We start from the raw sequence: 16,424 nt of genomic DNA on the forward strand, positions 1-16,424 counted from the left end.
AGTGTCTTGGTGCCGGCCTCTCCAGCCAGGTACGCCTGAACCACTCGACGCCGAAAACGTTCGTCGTACTTCGTCATGAAAAACACCCCAAAGGTTGGATCTAGTCCAACTTTTGGGGTGCAGTTCAGATGCGGCCGGTTTGCTTTTGGGGAAGCGAAAACGCCGGAGGCGCGCCGGCCGTCAGCCGGCCGGCGCGGGAAAGAACCGCCCCAGTTCGCGCGCGAGTTCGTTGAGCACCGCCATCTCCTGCTGCGAGATCTTGCGCGCGGGTTGCGCGCCGGCCCAGTCGCCGTACAGCAGCGCGACGGTCGTCGTGCCGACCCGCACGGGCAGCAGCACGAACGCGCGCGTATCGTCGAACGCGTCGAGATACCACGCGGGCAGGCGCTTCACCATCTTCGGCTCCTGCGCCTGCTCGATGAAGATGCCGACCGAGTTCGTGATCGCGAGATGAAACACGTCCGGCTCGAAGCGCTCGTCGAAGCGTAGCCGGTCGAGCGTCGTATCGACGCCGGGGCCGAAGCCGAGGCGCGCGGCGAACGTGCCGTCGTCGTGACGCACGAACATCACGGTGCGCGTGAACGCGAGGCCGGCCAGCAGGCTTTCCGACGCGAGCGCGAGTACCGGCGTCAGCACGTGCTCGGACGGCAGCGCGCGCAGGTCGGCCAGGCCGGCTTCGAGGCAGGCCTCGGGTTCGGCCTGCGCGCGTGCGATCGCATCGGCGTTCGCACGCAGCTCGACGATCTCGCGCATCACGGTGTCGCTCGCTTCCTCGCGCGCGAGGCGCTCGGCGATCTCGACGAGCGCCTCGGATTCCATGTCCAGCTCGGCGCCGTAGTGCTGCGCGAGCGCCGCGATGCGCGCGTCGCGCTGCGGGCTGGCGGGCATGACGAGCGCGCCGGCGACGTCGGTCGAACAGCGACTGACCGCGCGCAGCCAGCGGATGCGCTCGGCCGGGCCATCGTCGGCGGCCGGCTCCGGGTGGCGGGCGTCACTGTCTTCGTCGTCGAACGCGTCGGCGTGCGCCGCGTGATCGTGGTCGGCCATCCCGGCGCGGATCACGTCGGGCAGCCGCCAGCGCGCGGCCGCCTCGAGGCCGATCTCGTCGAAGCCGACGCCGAGCACGTCGACGCAGGCCGCCGATTCGTCGCCGTTCAGCTCGGCCGCGCGGCGCCGGATGCGGTCCCACTCGCTGTCGAGATAGCAGACCACCAGCAGCTTGCCGACCTGGCGCATCAGCGTGCAGACGACGGCTTCCTCGCCCGAGCGCAGTTCGGCGCGCTCGGTGAGCTTGCGCGCGACGCAGCCGGACAGCAGCGCGCGGTTCAGCTCCAGCTTCGCGTCGATGCGCCGCGGCGTGCTCTGGTGGAAATGGTCGACGAGCTTCAGCCCGACCACGAGATGGCCGACGGCGTCCATGCCGAGCACCATCAGGGCGCGGGTCACGGTGGTGATGTTGCCGCCGAACGCCATGTACATCGCGGAGTTCGCGAGCCGCAACACTTTCTGCGTGAGCGCGAAGTCCGACAGCACGACGCGCACGAGCGCGGTGAAGTCGAGGTCGTCGTTCTTCATCGCGGCCATCGTCGCGCGCAGCGATTCCGACAGCAGCGGGAAATCGCCCCGTTCGTTCATCCGGGCCCACAGCTTGTCGAGCAGCGCGGTGCGGGGCAGGTATTCGGTGGTTGACATACGGATCTGTCCGGTTCGCCGCGCGTCAGGCGGCGGCGTGCAGGTGCAGCTGCTGCGCCTCGAAGCGCCGCGCGAGCTCCTCGGACGGCAGCGCCTGGCAGACGAGCCAGCCCTGGATGTGATTGCAGCCCATCTCCGTCAGCAGCTCGCGCTGCGCCTCGGTCTCGACGCCTTCGGCGACGAGCTCGAGATCCAGTGTCTGCGCGAGGCCGACCACCGCCGACACGATCGCGCGATCGTTGCGCGACGTCAGCAGGTTCTCGACGAAACTGCGGTCGATCTTCAGCTTCGCGAGCGGGAAGCGCTGCAGATAGGCGAGGCTCGAATAGCCGGTGCCGAAATCGTCGATCGCGAAGCGGATGCCGAGATCGGTCAGCTCCTCGAGCAGCACCTTCGCGTGCGCGGGGTCGTGCATCAGCAGGCTTTCGGTGATTTCGAGCACGATGCGGCGCGGGTCGATGCCCGTCAGCGCGATCGCCTCGCGCACGCTCTGCGTGAAGCGCGGATCGCGGAACTGCTGCGGCGACACGTTGACCGCCACGTATTGCAGCGCGAGCCCCTGGCCGTCCCAGGCGACGAGCTGCATGCACGCGGCCTTGAGCACCCAGTTGCCGAGGTAGTTGATCAGGCCGATCGATTCGGCGAGCGGGATGAAGGTGGCCGGCGGCACGAGGCCGTGCACCGGATGGCGCCAGCGGATCAGCGCCTCGACGCCGACCACCGCGCCCGACTGGCTGCGCGTGATCGGCTGGAAATGGAGCGAAAACTCGCCGTTGCGCACGCCGTCGTACAGGTCGGCTTCGAGCTTGAGGCGTTCGGCGTCGGCCGGATCGTCGACGGGCGCATGGAACGCGAGCGCGTTGCCGCCCGACGCCTTCGCCTGCGAGAGCGCGTGGTCGGCGCGGCGCAGCAGCGGGCTGTGGTGCTGCGCCCGATGCGGCGCGGCACGTTCGTCGGGGTAGAGCGCGATGCCGATGCTCGCGGACAGGTGCACGGTCTGCCCGTGGTACACGTAGGGCTCGCGCACCGCGGCCTGCAGCCGGCGCGCGAGCGCGTCGGCGGCCTGGCTCGCCTGCGCGCGGTCCGGTGCGTTCAGCACGACCGCGAACTTGTCGCTCGCGACGCGCGCGAGCCGTTCGTTCGGCGTGACGAGCGCCTTCAGCCGCTGCGCGGTTTCGCGCAGCAGCGTGTCGCCCGCGTCGTAGCCGAGCGCGCGGTTGATCCGCTGGTAGTCGTCGAGGTCGAGCAGCAGCAGCGCCGCGCAGGTGCCGTGCTCGTCGGCGGTCTGCTGCGCGCGCATCAGCGCCGGCACGAGCGCGGACAGGTTGTCGAGGCCCGTCATCGGGTCATGGTGCATTTCGTACGTGAGGCGTGCCTCGAGCGCGCGCCACGACGACACGTCGAACGCCGCGATCGCGAAGCCGTCGACGCCGTGGTGGCGGCTCTTGAACGCGCGGATCTCGACGTCCAGCGGGTAGGTGAGCGACTTGACGATGCACATCGTCGCCTTCTCGACCTGGCCGGAACGGGCGGCGCGTGCAAGCAGCCCTTCGAGCGCCGGGGTATCCTGTTCGGCGATCAGGTCGCGCAGCGTCAGCGTGTGCAGGTAGTCGCGGTGGTAGCCGATGAAGCGCAGGCTGGCGTCGGACACATACAGAAAGCGCAGCTCGCGGTCGACATGGGCGAGGAAATCCACCGTGCCGACCGTCTGTTCCAGCCAGTTGCGCACGGAATCGTCGCGGCGCGGCGCGACGGCGCGCGCGGGCATCAGCGCGCCGCCCGACCGAGCGAAGCGGCGCAGCGTATGCAAGGCGCTGCGCCAGGAGCCCTTGCGTGACGTCTGTTTCCTGTTGGCTTCCATGTTTCTCGCTGACGTGAAGGGCTGGAACCGGTTGTCCGGAAGGAATAACGGCAGACTGTCAGAAATCTTTAACGGGCCGGCCGCGCGCGGGGCTGTCGCGGTCCGGATCAACGAGGCAGGTGTTCGTCAGGCGAACGCCTGAGGGGCCTGCATCGAGGCTGACTTTATAAGAAATGAGGACGCAGATGAAGCGAAAACTGTTGCTGGGCGCCATGGCGGCGCTGATGGCCGGCCATGCGCTGCTGGCGCAGGCGGAACTGAAGCCGGGCGCCGCGGCGCCCGATTTCACGACGCAGGCGTCGCTGGGCGGCAAGACTTACACGTACTCGCTCGCGGACGCGCTGAAGCAGGGGCCGGTCGTGCTGTATTTCTATCCGGCGGCGTTCACGAAGGGTTGCACGATCGAGGCGCATGCGTTCGCGGACGCGGTCGACCGTTACAAGGCTTACGGCGCGACGGTGATCGGCGTGTCGGCCGACAACATCGACACGCTGACGAAGTTCTCGGTGAGCGAGTGCCGGAGCAAATTCCCGGTCGCGGCCGACCCGGACGCGAAGATCATCCGCGAATACGACGCGAAGCTGCCGGCGCTCGACCGGGCGAACCGCGTGTCCTACGTGATTTCGCCGGAAGGGAAGATTCTCTACGAATACACGAGCCTGTCGCCCGACAAGCATGTCGAGAACACGCTTGCCGCCGTGAAGGCGTGGGCCGACGCGCATCCGAAGCAGTAAGCGGCTGCCCCGCGCATGAAAACGGCCCGTCGTGCGGGCCGCGGGCACGGGCATGCGCCGCCTGCCGGCGGCGCGCAACGGGCCGTTATGCGCGCAACGCCTGCTCGATCGGCACGCTGCCGCCGACGAAGCCGACGATCTTGCGCGAAATGCCGAGCTTGATCGCCTCGATCGCGGCCCATGCCACGTCCTGGCGCGACACGGGCGGCGCGGGATCGAGCCACGTATCGGTCAGCGCGATCTTGCCGACGCCCGGATCGTCGGTGAGCGGGCCCGGGCGCAGGATCACGTAGTCGACGCCCGATGCGATCACGCGGTCGTCGCCTTCGCGCTTCATCTGCGAATAGTGGTGCAGCGCGTCCGGCCCCTGCTCGGGCCGGTACGCGGACAGCGAGCTGACCACCACGAGCTTCTGTGCGTTGTAGGCGAGCGCGTAGTCGGCCGCGCGGGCCACCGCGTCGCGGTCGACCTGCTCCTCTTCGGTCGCGCCGTCCGATTCGGCCGAGCCGGCCGCGTAGATCACGTGCGTGATGCCCTGGAAAGCGTGCGAGAAATCGTTCGTCAGATCGGCCTCGACGACCCGTGCGCCCGCCAGCGCATAGCCGTGCCGGCGCACGAGCGCCGTGACCTCGAACTCCGGCTGCTTGAGCAGCAGATCCGCGCAGGCCTGGCCCGTCCGGCCGGTCGCGCCAATCAGCAGTAGCTTCGTCGTCATGAAACCGCTCCTTGCTCGATGCGTCATCCATCCAGATAGGGACGGACGACCGATAACTCAAGTGTAATGTCGAATTGACCCGGCGGCGGGCGCGTAATAAGGGGCGTACCGGCATCGGGCGTACCGGCGTCGGGCATACCGGCGTCGGGCATACCGGCATGCGCGGCCGGCGGTCATTCATTCACACGGATGCGGGAATGACGCGCCGACCGGCTATCATGTGCGCGATGCATTTTTCGCCGCCACGTGTGAATAACGCGGCGGCCCACCGGTTGGAGTACACATGGCATTACCCCTGGACAACGTCAGCATGGCCGTGTTCTGCGACTTCGAGAACGTCGCGCTCGGCGTGCGCGACGCGAAGTACGAGAAATTCGACATCAAGCCCGTGCTGGAGCGCCTGCTGCTCAAAGGCAGCATCGTCGTGAAGAAGGCCTATTGCGACTGGGATCGCTACAAGGGCTTCAAGGCGTCGATGCACGAAGCGAGCTTCGAGCTGATCGAGATTCCGCACGTGCGCCAGTCGGGCAAGAATTCGGCCGACATCCGGCTCGTCGTGGACGCGCTCGACCTCTGCTACACGAAGTCGCACGTCGATACGTTCGTGATCATCAGCGGCGATTCGGATTTTTCGCCGCTCGTGTCGAAGCTGCGCGAGAACGCGAAGAAGGTGATCGGCGTCGGCGTGAAGAAATCGACGTCGGACCTGCTGGTCGCGAACTGCGACGAATTCATCTTCTACGACGATCTGGTGCGCGAGCAGCAGCGTGCGCTCGCGAAGCGCGAACAGCAGCAGCGCGCGGGCAACGGCGGCGCGAAGCGGCCGGACGAGCCGTCGCGCAAGCACGACATGGACGCGCGCAAGGCCGAGGCGATCGCGCTGGCGGTCGAGACCTTCGACGCGCTCGCGTCGGAGCGCGACGACGTCGGCAAGATCTGGGCGTCGGTGCTCAAGAGCGCGATCAAGCGCCGCAAGCCGGATTTCAACGAGTCGTATTACGGGTTCCGCGCGTTCGGCAACCTGCTGGACGAGGCGCAGGCGCGCGGCCTGCTCGAAGTGGGGCGCGACGACAAGTCGGGCGCGTTCGTGTCGCGGGCCCGCCAGTCGGCGGCCGCCGAGCACGTTGCGGCGGGCGGTGAGGGCGGCGCGGCGCACCACGGCGGCCACCATGGCACACGGGCGGCGGAGCCGGTACCGGCCGGCCGCGAGGCGCGCCGTCGCGGGCAGCGGGCGGAATCGGTCGTTCACGAAAGCGTGCAGGTCGAGGCGGAAGACGCGGAACTTGCCGAGGTCGCCGACGCGGCGCCGGCCGACACGCCCGAGACACCCGAAGCACCCGCGGTGGCCGACGCGCACGGCGACGCGAAGGATGGCCGCAAGCGTGCGCGCAAGAGCGCGGCGAAGAAGACCGGCGCGAAGAAGGGCGCGGCCGCGAAGGCCGCCGGTCGCCACGCGGCCGGCCAGCCGGACACCGCCGCGCAGGGCGACACGACGCATGGCGGCGATGCGCACGCGCACGGCCAGCATGCGGACGAACCGCATCGCGACGCGGCGCATGACGAGCGGCACGCCGAGCCGGCGCCTCGCGCTTCCGGCGCTCGGGACGACGCCGCGCAACCGTCGCACGACGTGGCGCCGGTCGAAGCAACCGTCGACGCGACTCCCGAAGCACCGGCCGCCGCGAAGCCGAAGAAGCCGGCCCGCAAGGCGGCGCCGCGCGCGCGTCGTCCGCGCAAGACGACGGCCGCCGCCGAGTGACGGCAGCCGGCGGCAGCCGGGGCAGTCGTCCGGGTTTCGTCCGCAACCGGGCGACACCCGCGCCGCGCCGTCCGGGCCGGCGCCATGCCGGCCTGTCGCGCTAGCCGTTCAGCACGTACGGCTGCGTCATCACTTCGAGGAAGTGACCGTCCGGGTCGTCGAAGTACACGCCGCGTCCGCCGTTGTGGCGGTAGATGTCACCGGCTTGCCGCTTCGCCGGATCGGCCCAGTGCGGCAACCCGCGTTCGCGAAGGCGCGCGAGCACGCGATCGAAGCCGGCCTCGTCGATCAGGAACGCGTAATGCTGCGACCGGATCTCCCCCGCCTGTTCGTAAAAATCGAGCGACACGCGATTGTCGAGCGCGACGACCAGCATCGCGCCGAACGGCGTCGGCGGCGGCAATTCCAGCAGTTCGGTGAGGAAGCGGCTCGACGCATGCTTGTCGCGGCACCAGACGATCGTATGGTTGAGCTGGACGTTCATGGCGGGTTCCCGGGAAGGGGACGGCGGTGGGCATGGACACACGATAGCCGATCGCGGCCCGTCCGCAAGCCGGGGCCGCGGCGAACCGGGCGGCACGCGCCATTCGTCGGCTGAAACGATCTGGACGAACGGCTACTTTTTCGGGAGCAAAGGTCATTGGCGCCGCTTTTTGCGCCGCCAAGAATTCCTGTCAAGCCATCGCCGTCATCCGCCGGATGACGAACGGGCGATGCGCAACAGGGAGACAGACGATGCGCTTCATGCTGAACGGCCAGCCGTTCGATTTCGACGGCGATCCCGATACGCCGCTCCTGTGGGTCATTCGCGACTCGGCCAGACTGACGGGCACCAAGTACGGCTGCGGCATCGGCGCGTGCGGCGCCTGCACCGTGCATCTCGACGGCGAAGCCGCGCGCGCGTGCGTGCTGCCGGCGGCGAGCGTCGCGGGCCGCGCGATCACGACGATCGAAGGGCTGTCGCACGACCGCTCGCATCCGGTGCAGCGCGCGTGGATCGAGAAGGACGTGCCGCAATGCGGCTATTGCCAGTCGGGGATGGTGATGGCGACGGCCGCGCTGCTTGCGCGCCACCGCAAGCCGACCGACGCGCAGATCGACGCGGCCGTCACGAACCTGTGCCGCTGCGCGACCTATCAACGCATTCGCGAGGCGATCCATGTCGCGGCCGGCTGACGCGGTGCGGGCGCAGCCCGTGCCGAACGCGGCGCGACGCGTGTTCCTGAAGGGCGGCGTCGCGCTGGCGGGCAGCCTGCTGCTGCCGCTGGCATTCGGCGAAGTCGTGCAGGCGGCCGGCGACGGCGCGCGCTTTCGCGAGATCAACGACTGGGTTCGCGTCGACGTGGACGGCCGGACGATCATCGGCTTGTCGCAGGCGGAAGTCGGGCAGGGCGTCCATACCGGGCTGCCGCAGGTGCTGGCCGACGAGATGGATGCCGACTGGCGCAGCGTGACGGTCGAGTTCGTCACGGGACGCGACGCGTACCGGATCGATGCCGCGAACGAGGCGCCGCAGCAATTTGTCGGCGCATCGATGTCGGCGACGATGTTCTACACGCGGTTGCGGCTCGCGGGGGCGCAGGCGCGCTCGGCGTTCCTGCGGGCCGGCGCCGCGCGGCTCGGCGTGCGCGACACGCAGTGCGTGACGCGCGACGGCCGCGTCATCCATCCGCCGAGCGGGCGTTCGCTGTCGTACGGCGCGCTCGTCGACGACGCGGCCAGGCTGCCGCACGATCCGCAGCCGCGCCTGAAACCGGCTTCCGCGCACACGCTGATCGGCCGTCCGCTGCACAAGCTCGACGTGCCCGAGAAGGTCGACGGCAGCGCGATCTTCGGCATCGACGTGCAGGTGCCCGACATGCTGGTCGGCGCGCTGACGATGGCGCCGACGCTGAACGGCAAGCCGAGCGCCGTGAAGAACCGCGACGCATTGCGCGCGATGCCGGGCGTGGCGGACGTCGTGGTCGCGAAGGACGCGGTGATCGTCGTCGCGCAGACCTACTGGCAGGCGAAGAAGGCGTGCGACGCGGCGGACATCGTGTGGGACGCGGGCCCGACGCCGGCATTCGACAGCACGACGATCCTCGCGCAGCGCAAGGGCGCGCTGCAGGCGGAGCACGCGGTGGTCGCGACGCAGATCGGCGAGCCCGGGCGCCATCTCGCCGAGTCCGGCAACGTCGTCGAAGCCGACTACCACACGCCGTACATCGTTCACGCGACGATGGAGCCCGTCAATGCGACCGTGCATGTGCGGGCCGGCGAGATCGAGGTCTGGGGGCCGATCCAGGGGCAGGACAAGGTGCGCTGGACGCTGTCGGCGCTGTTCGGCGTGCCGGCCGAGCGCGTGATCGTCAACACGACGTTTCTCGGCGGCAGCTTCGGCCGCAAGTACGTGCCCGATTTCGTCGTGCATGCGGCCGTCGCGTCGAAGGCGGTCGGGCGGCCCGTGAAGGTGATCCGCTCGCGCGAGGACGACATCCGTCACGGCTTCTACCGGCCGTGCGCGTCCGCGCGGTTTCGCGCGGCGCTCGGCCGCGACGGCCTGCCGGTCGCGCTGCATGCGCGCGTCGCCGGCCATTCGCTGTATGCGGCGATCAAGCGCGACCGCTACGACAAGGCGGGCGGCTGGGACGAGACGATGCTCGACGGCCTGTACGACCTTTGCTACGACGTGCCGAACCTGCTGGTCGATTCCGTCACGGTGATGCAGCCGATCCCGGTCAGCTTCATGCGCAGTGTCGGCAGCACGTCGACCGTGTTCTTCCTCGAAAGCTTCGTGAACGAGCTCGCGCATACGGTGCGGGCCGACCCGGTGCAATACCGGCGCGCGTTGCTGAAGCACGATGCGCTCGCGCTGCGCGTGCTCGATGCGACGGCCGCGCGCGCGAACTGGTTCGGCCGCGCGCCGGCCGGCCTGTCGCGCGGGGTCGCGTATTCGCTGTACACCGGGCGCGGCGGCGCGTTCAGCACGTACGTCGCGGCGGTCGCCGAGGTGCGCGTGACGCGCGGCAGCGTGAGGCTCGAGCGGATCGTGTGCGGGATCGACTGCGGCCGCGCGATCAATCCGCTGCTGATTCGCGAGATGGTCGAGGGCGGCGTCGGCTTTGCGCTCACCAACACGTTCAGGAGCGAAATCACGTTCGAGCACGGCGCGGTCGTGCAGCGCAATTTCGCCGACTATCCGCTGCTTGGCCTGGCCGCGATGCCGAAGATCGAGGTGGTGATCGTCGACAGCGACCGCGATCCGCAGGGCTGCGGCGAGGTCGCGTTGCCGCCCGTCGCGCCGGCGGTGGCGGATGCGATCTGGCGCGCGACCGGCGAGCGGCCGCGTTCGATGCCGTTCGATACGCCGCTCGCGACCTGAACGACCCGATATCCCCCACCGGCCGGCGGCGCCCCGCGCGTCGCCGGTCAATAGCAAGCATAACTACACGATTGGTCTGGAGACTTCGATGAAAACCTTTCGCACGGCCGCGACGGCCGTCTCGTTCGCGGCCGCCGCCGCCGCATCGCCGGGCGCGCAGGCGCAGGGCAGCGTGACGCTGTACGGCATCGTCGACACCGGCGTGCAGTACTACAACCATGCGGCCGGCGGCGGCGCGGTCGCCGGCATGCCGTCGCTGACCGGCGAAGTGCCGTCGCGCTTCGGGTTGCGCGGCGTCGAGGCGCTCGGCGGCGGCTACCGCACGTTCTTCGTGCTCGAAAACGGCTTCGCGCTGAACTCGGGCGCGCTGAACTACGGCGGCCGCCTGTTTGGCCGGCAGGCGAACGTCGGCATCGATTCGCCGTACGGCACGCTCACGCTCGGGCGGCAGATGAACATGTCGATGCTCGTGCTGCTCAACGCCGACGTGATCGGCCCGTCGATTCATTCGATGGCCAGCTTCGACAGCTATCTGCCGAACGCGCGCAGCGACAGCGCGATCGGCTATCTCGGCCACTTCGGCGGCGTGACGCTCGGCGGTACGTACAGCACCGGGCGCGATGCGGCGGGCCCGGCCGGCCCGTCGGCCACGAACTGCGCGGGCAACGTGCCGGGCGACCCCGTCGCCTGCCGGCAATACACGATGATGGTCGCGTACGACGCACCGCAGTTCGGCGTGGCCGCATCGTACGACGTGATGCACGGCGGCACGGGCGCGTCGGCGCCGCTGTCGAGCCCAGGCTATACGGACACGCGCACGATCGTCGATGCGTACGTCAAGCTCGGCATCGCGAAGCTCGGCGCGGGCTGGATCCGCCGCAACACGGCGGCCGCGGCCCACAGCCAGTCGGACCTCTTTTTCGCGGGCGGCACGGTCTACGCGACGCCGGCGCTATCATTCGACGCACAGGCCGTGCGCTATCTGCTGCGCGGCCGCTACGACTCGAACCTGTTCGTCGGGCGCGCGAATTACAGCCTGTCGAAGCGCACGCTGGTCTATACGTCGGTCGGTTACATGACGAACAGCGCGTTCGGCACGTCGGCGGTGGCGGCAGGCGGCACGGTCGGCACCGGCCGCAACCAGGTCGGCGCGATGGCGGGCATCCAGCAGCGCTTCTGATGCGGCGGCGCGCTCCACGGAGACTTCGACGATGACGACCGATCTTCTCAGCGACGTGCTGACCGACCTGCGGGCCGATGCGGTCGTCACCGGACGCTTCACGCTGAGCGCGCCGTGGGCGATCCGCAAGCCGGCCGTCGCGGGCGCGCCGTTTCGCACCTGCGCGGGCAGCCCGTTCTTCCTGGCGGTCGCGGGCGCCGCGCCCGTGCACGTCGAGCCGGGCGACTTCGTGCTGCTGCCGCACGGCGACGAGCACGTGATGGCGTCGTCGCTCGACGTGCCGCCCGTGCCGTTCGACACGCTGATGGCCGACAAGGGCATCCGGCCGCGCTTCGATACGCCGCTCGAGTTCGTCGCGGGCGGCGGCGGCGCGACCAGCGAGCTCTATACGGGGATCGTCGTGTATCGCGACATCGTGCGCAGCCCCCTGTTCTCGGTGTTGCCGACGCTGATCCACGTGCGCGCCAACGATGCGGCCGTCGCGCCGTGGCTCGCGAGCACGCTGCAGAGCTTCATCCAGGAATCGATGGCGTGCCAGCCGGGCTGGGCGGTCGCCGCGACGCGCCTGGCCGACGTGCTGTTCGTGCAGCTGCTGCGCGCGCATCTGCAATCGTCGGCCAATCACACGGGCTGGCTGCGTGGCCTCACCGATCCGCAGATCGGCCGCGCGATGGCGCTGATGCATCGCGACCCGCGGCGCAACTGGCAGCTCGCGAGCCTCGCGGTCGAGGCCGGCATGTCGCGTTCGCGCTTTTGCGCGCATTTCGCCGAACTCGTCGGCGAGACGCCGATCGGTCATCTGACCGCCTACCGGATGTATCTGGCGAGCGGCGAGCTCGCGAACGGCAAGCTGCGCCTGATCGAGATCGCCGAGCGGGTCGGCTACACGTCGGAGAAGGCGTTCGCGCGCGCGTTCCATCGCTGGTCGGGGATGGCGCCGCGCCGCTATGCGCGCAACGCACGGGACCTGTATGACCTTGCACGACATGGATGACCGCGCGTTGCGCCATCGGGTGCCGGCGCTCGCGCGCGGGCTCGCGATTCTCGAAGCGGTCGCGGCCGGGCCGTCGCTCCCGACCGCCGCGGACCTGGCGACGCGGCTCGACGTGCCGCGCAACTCGATCGCGCGGTTGCTGAGGACGCTGGTCCGGCATGCGTTTCTGGTCGTCGATCCGCACGGCCGCTATCGGCCGGGGCCGGCCGCCGCGCGGGTCGCGGCCGCGTATCTCGGCGCGCGGCCGGAGGTCGCGCACGCGCAGCCGGTGCTGGACGCGTTGTGTGCGCGCAGCGGGCTCGCCGCGCAGTTGCTCGGGCGGGATGGCGCGGAAGTCGTCGTGCTCGCGCAGGCGGCGCCCGACGGGGCCGCGTGCCTCGTCACGCGCGTCGGCGCGCGGTTCGCGGGGCGGATAGAGGACGCTGCGGACGACCAAAGCGACGCGGCCGACACGGGTGGTCGGCCCGTCCGGCGGTTTGGCCGGCAACGCGCGTCGTGGCAGGCGGCTGGCATCGTCGCGATGCCGGTGGATGCGGGCGGGGCGCTCGCGATCGGCGTCGCGCTCGATGTGCCGGGCGACGCACGATGGCGGCGGATACCGGCAATGATCGACGACGCGGCCCGGCGCCTGGCGGACGCGCTGGCCGATCCGGCCGAGGCCGAGCGCCGCTGAGCGCCGTCGGCCGTCGTCGCGGCCCACCGGCGTGGATGCCGGCTGCGCGCGACCTTCGCGGCGGCGCGGGCCGACGGCCGGGGCGGGGCGGTACGACATGCCCCGCCCCGTTCGCGTCCGGCCGCTCGCCGCTACTTGCCGTTACTCGCCGGCGACGGCCGGCCCGCCGGTATTGCCGCGGCGGTTGCGGCGCTTCTCGGCCCATACGCGGAACCGGTCCATGTACAGGTAGACGACCGGCGTCGTATAGAGCGTCAGCACCTGCGACATGACCAGGCCGCCGGCGATCGCGATCCCGAGCGGCGCGCGCAATTCGGCGCCGTCGCCGTTGCCGAACGCGAGCGGCAGCGCGCCGAGCAGCGCCGCCATCGTCGTCATCATGATCGGGCGAAAGCGCAGCAGGCACGCCTCGTGGATCGCGTCGAACGACGACTTCCCTTGGTTGCGCGTCTGGTCGATCGCGAAGTCGACCATCATGATCGCGTTCTTCTTCACGATGCCGATCAGCAGGATCACGCCGATCAGCGCGATGATGCTGAACTCGGTCTTGAACAGCAGCAGCGCGAGCAGCGCGCCGACGCCGGCCGACGGCAGCGTCGACAGGATCGTGATCGGATGGATGTAGCTCTCGTACAGGATCCCGAGCACGATGTAGACGGCCAGCAGCGCGGCGAGGATCAGGATCGGCTGATCGTTCATCGACTGCTGGAACGCCTGCGCGGTGCCCTGGAAGCTGCCGACGATCGTCGGCGGAACCCCGACCTGCGCCATCGTCTGGTAGATCACCTGCGTCGCCTGCGACAGCGACACGCCCGGCGGCAGGTTGAACGAGATCGTCGTCGCGACGAACAGCCCCTGGTGGTTGACCGACAGCGGCGTCGTGCTCGGCCCGAAGGTCGCGATCGCCGACAGCGGGATCATCGTCGACTTCGACGTCGACACCGACGCGCCCGACGACGCGCTCGACTTGCCGCTCGCCGCGATCGAGTTGAGCGCCTGGTTGCGCGCCGAGTCGGACGCGATCGCCGCGGCGCTTTGCGCGGCCGTGCCGGCGCTCGACGTGCCGGCCGAGGTCGCGACGAAGGTGCCGGCGGCCGCGTTGGTGGTCTGCGAGCCGTTCGCGCTGCCGCCCGACGTGCTGATCCAAACCTGGTTCAGCATCTCCGGGCTCTGCCAGTATTTCGGCGCGACTTCCATCACGACGTGGTACTGGTTCAGCGGGTTGTAGATCGTCGAGACCTGGCGCTGGCCGAACGCGTCGTACAGCGTGTTGTCGATCTGCGCGGGCTTGATGCCGAACCGCGCGGCCGTCGCGCGGTCGATCGTCACCATGGCCTCCATGCCGCCTTGCTGCTGGTCGGAGTTCACGTCGGTCAGCTCGGGGCGCTTCTGCAGCGCCTCGGTCAGCAGCGGCCCCCACTTGTACAGGTCGGCGGTCGAATCGCCGAGCAGCGTGAACTGGTACTGCGCGTTGCTCTGCCGGCCGCCGACGCGAATGTCCTGCGCGGCCTGCAGGAACGTGCTCGCGCCGGCCACGTCCGCCAGCCGCGGGCGCAGCTGCTGGATCACCTGGTCGGCCGACAGCTTGCGCTCGGTGCGGTCCTTCAGCGTGACGAACATGAAGCCGGAGTTGGTTTGCGTGCCGCCGGTGAAGCCCGCGACGCTCTTCACGTTCGGGTTGGCCTGCACGATCCGCATCATCTCGGAGAACTTCAGCTTCATCGCCTGGAACGACGTGGACTGGTCGGCCCGAATGCCGCCGATCATCAGCCCGGTGTCCTGCTGCGGGAAGAAGCCCTTCGGCACGACGACGTACAGGTACACGTTCAGCCCGATCGTCGCGAACAGCGTCAGCAGGATCAGGAGCGGCCGGCGCAGCGCCCACGACAGCGAGCGCTCGTAGCCGCGCTGCAGGCGCGCGAAACCGCGTTCGAGGAAACGCCCGAAGCGGCCCTCGCTTTGCGGGTCGTGCTGTTCGGGCAGCAGGCGCGCGCACATCATCGGCGTGACCGTGAGCGACACCGCGAGCGACACGGCGATCGCGAGCGACAGTGTCAGCGCGAACTCGCGGAACAACCGCCCGACGATCCCGCCCATCAGCAGGATCGGCAGGAACACCGCGACGAGCGAGATGCTCATCGACAGCACCGTGAAGCCGACTTCGCGCGCGCCGTCGAACGCGGCCTGCATCCGCGGCTTGCCGTTCTCGATGTGCCGCGAGATGTTCTCGAGCACGACGATCGCATCGTCGACGACGAAGCCGGTCGCGACGATCAGCGCCATCAGCGACAGGTTGTCGATCGAGAAGCCGAGCAGGTACATCGCGCCGAACGTGCCGATGATCGAGATCGGCACCGCGACGCTCGGGATCAGCGTCGCGCGCCAGTTGCGCAGGAACAGGAACACGACCATCACGACGAGGCTGACCGCGATCAGCAGCGTATGCTCGGTGTCCTTCAGCGATGCGCGGATGGTGGTCGAGCGGTCGAGCACCGGCGTGACCGTGATGTCGGCCGGCAGCGACGCGGTGAGCTGCGGCAGCGCCGCGCGCACGCGGTCGATCGTGTCGATGATGTTCGCGCCGGGCGAGCGATAGAGGATCACGAGCACCGCGCGCTTGCCGTTCGACAGGCCGAGGTTGCGCAGATCCTCGACCGAATCGACGACGTCCGACAGGTCGGACAGCCGCACGGCCGAGCCGTTGCGGTAGGCGACGACGAGGTCGCGGTATTGCGACGCCTGGGACGCCTGGTCGTTCGTGTAGAGCTGGTAGTGCTGCGGGCCGAATTCGATCGCGCCCTTCGGCGCGTTGGCGTTCGCGGACGCCAGCGCCGCGCGCACGTCCTCGAGGCCGATCCCGTAGTGGAACAGCGACTGCGGTTCGAGCTCGACGCGCACGGCCGGGTTCGCGGAGCCGCTCACGGTGACCTGGCCGATCCCGTCGATCTGCGACAGCGACTGCTGCAGCACCGTGGACGCGGCGTCGTACAGCTTCGCGGGCGACGACGTCTCCGACGTCAGCGACACGATCATGATCGGCGAATCGGCCGGGTTGACCTTGCGGTACGTCGGGTTGCTCTTCAGCGCGGCGGACAGGTCGGCGCGCGCCGCGTTGATCGCGGCCTGCACGTCGCGCGCGGCGCCGTCGATGTCGCGGTTCAGGCCGAACTGCAGGATGATCCGCGCATTGCCGACCGTGCTCGTCGACGTCATTTCGGAGACGTCCGCGATCGAGCCGAGGTGCCGCTCGAGCGGGCTCGTCACGCTGGTCGCGACCGTTTCCGGGCTCGCGCCGGGCAGCGACGCCTGCACCGAGATCGTCGGGAAGTCGACCTGCGGCAGCGGCGACACCGGCAGCTTGATGAACGCGAACAGGCCCGCGAGCGCGACGCCGAGCGCGAGCAGCGTCGTCGCGACGGGGCGGGTGATGAAGGGGCGCGACAGGTTCATCG

The 16,424-nt window shown here is 69.5% G+C and carries 12 protein-coding genes; 7 read left to right on the forward strand and 5 right to left on the reverse strand.

What is annotated here, in order from left to right:
- Positions 1-180: 180 nt before the first annotated feature.
- Together MMB92_RS10585 and cdpA are read right to left on the reverse strand one after the other, a co-directional pair.
- Positions 181-1,692 (reverse strand): HDOD domain-containing protein, encoded by a 1,512-nt coding sequence (locus tag MMB92_RS10585; RefSeq protein WP_205672030.1) that lies wholly within the window; start codon positions 1,690-1,692, stop codon positions 181-183.
- 25 nt (positions 1,693-1,717) lie between these two features.
- Positions 1,718-3,460, reverse strand: coding sequence for a cyclic di-GMP phosphodiesterase CdpA (gene cdpA, locus MMB92_RS10590; protein WP_012492445.1), 1,743 nt, complete (start codon positions 3,458-3,460; stop codon positions 1,718-1,720).
- 278 nt (positions 3,461-3,738) lie between these two features.
- On the opposite strand from cdpA, the gene MMB92_RS10595 reads away from it, so the two are divergent.
- A complete protein-coding gene (locus tag MMB92_RS10595; RefSeq protein WP_006497688.1) occupies positions 3,739-4,287 on the forward strand; it encodes a peroxiredoxin in 549 nt (182 codons plus the stop codon).
- Positions 4,288-4,372: 85 nt separating this feature from the next.
- On the opposite strand, the gene MMB92_RS10600 is transcribed toward MMB92_RS10595, so the two are convergent.
- Positions 4,373-5,002: an SDR family oxidoreductase gene (locus MMB92_RS10600; RefSeq protein ID WP_006497687.1), complete on the reverse strand. Its 630-nt coding sequence runs from the start codon at positions 5,000-5,002 to the stop codon at positions 4,373-4,375.
- A 283-nt stretch (positions 5,003-5,285) separates the two neighbouring features.
- On the opposite strand from MMB92_RS10600, the gene MMB92_RS10605 reads away from it, so the two are divergent.
- Positions 5,286-6,761 (forward strand): NYN domain-containing protein, encoded by a 1,476-nt coding sequence (locus MMB92_RS10605; protein WP_059721226.1) that lies wholly within the window; start codon positions 5,286-5,288, stop codon positions 6,759-6,761.
- A 100-nt stretch (positions 6,762-6,861) separates the two neighbouring features.
- Here MMB92_RS10605 and MMB92_RS10610 read toward each other — a convergent pair whose 3' ends face one another.
- Complete coding sequence (locus MMB92_RS10610) at positions 6,862-7,245, reverse strand: VOC family protein (RefSeq protein WP_006491250.1); 384 nt, start codon at positions 7,243-7,245, stop codon at positions 6,862-6,864.
- 251 nt (positions 7,246-7,496) lie between these two features.
- Between MMB92_RS10610 and MMB92_RS10615 the strand changes: the two genes are divergently transcribed.
- The 5 genes from MMB92_RS10615 (at position 7,497) to MMB92_RS10635 (ending at position 12,972) form a co-directional block, all read left to right on the forward strand.
- Positions 7,497-7,937 (forward strand): (2Fe-2S)-binding protein, encoded by a 441-nt coding sequence (locus MMB92_RS10615; protein ID WP_006491242.1) that lies wholly within the window; start codon positions 7,497-7,499, stop codon positions 7,935-7,937.
- Positions 7,921-10,125 (forward strand): molybdopterin cofactor-binding domain-containing protein, encoded by a 2,205-nt coding sequence (locus tag MMB92_RS10620; protein ID WP_080331435.1) that lies wholly within the window; start codon positions 7,921-7,923, stop codon positions 10,123-10,125. Before MMB92_RS10615 ends, MMB92_RS10620 begins: the two co-directional genes overlap by 17 nt.
- An 88-nt stretch (positions 10,126-10,213) precedes the next feature.
- Complete coding sequence (locus MMB92_RS10625; protein WP_006497684.1) at positions 10,214-11,305, forward strand: porin; 1,092 nt, start codon at positions 10,214-10,216, stop codon at positions 11,303-11,305.
- Between the two features lie 31 nt (positions 11,306-11,336).
- A complete protein-coding gene (locus MMB92_RS10630) occupies positions 11,337-12,299 on the forward strand; it encodes an AraC family transcriptional regulator (protein WP_006497683.1) in 963 nt (320 codons plus the stop codon).
- The gene (locus MMB92_RS10635; protein ID WP_006497682.1) at positions 12,277-12,972 is read left to right on the forward strand and encodes a helix-turn-helix domain-containing protein; all 696 of its coding nucleotides are present in this window, start codon (positions 12,277-12,279) and stop codon (positions 12,970-12,972) included. The genes MMB92_RS10630 and MMB92_RS10635 overlap by 23 nt, the downstream gene beginning before the upstream one ends.
- Before the next feature lie 141 nt (positions 12,973-13,113).
- Here the strand turns inward: MMB92_RS10635 and MMB92_RS10640 are convergent, their stop codons facing one another.
- Complete coding sequence (locus MMB92_RS10640) at positions 13,114-16,422, reverse strand: efflux RND transporter permease subunit (protein WP_277562691.1); 3,309 nt, start codon at positions 16,420-16,422, stop codon at positions 13,114-13,116.
- Positions 16,423-16,424: the final 2 nt, after the last annotated feature.

Source organism: Burkholderia sp. IO2, from assembly GCF_029522185.1.
In the GTDB taxonomy this organism is placed as follows: Bacteria; Pseudomonadota; Gammaproteobacteria; order Burkholderiales; family Burkholderiaceae; genus Burkholderia; species Burkholderia cenocepacia.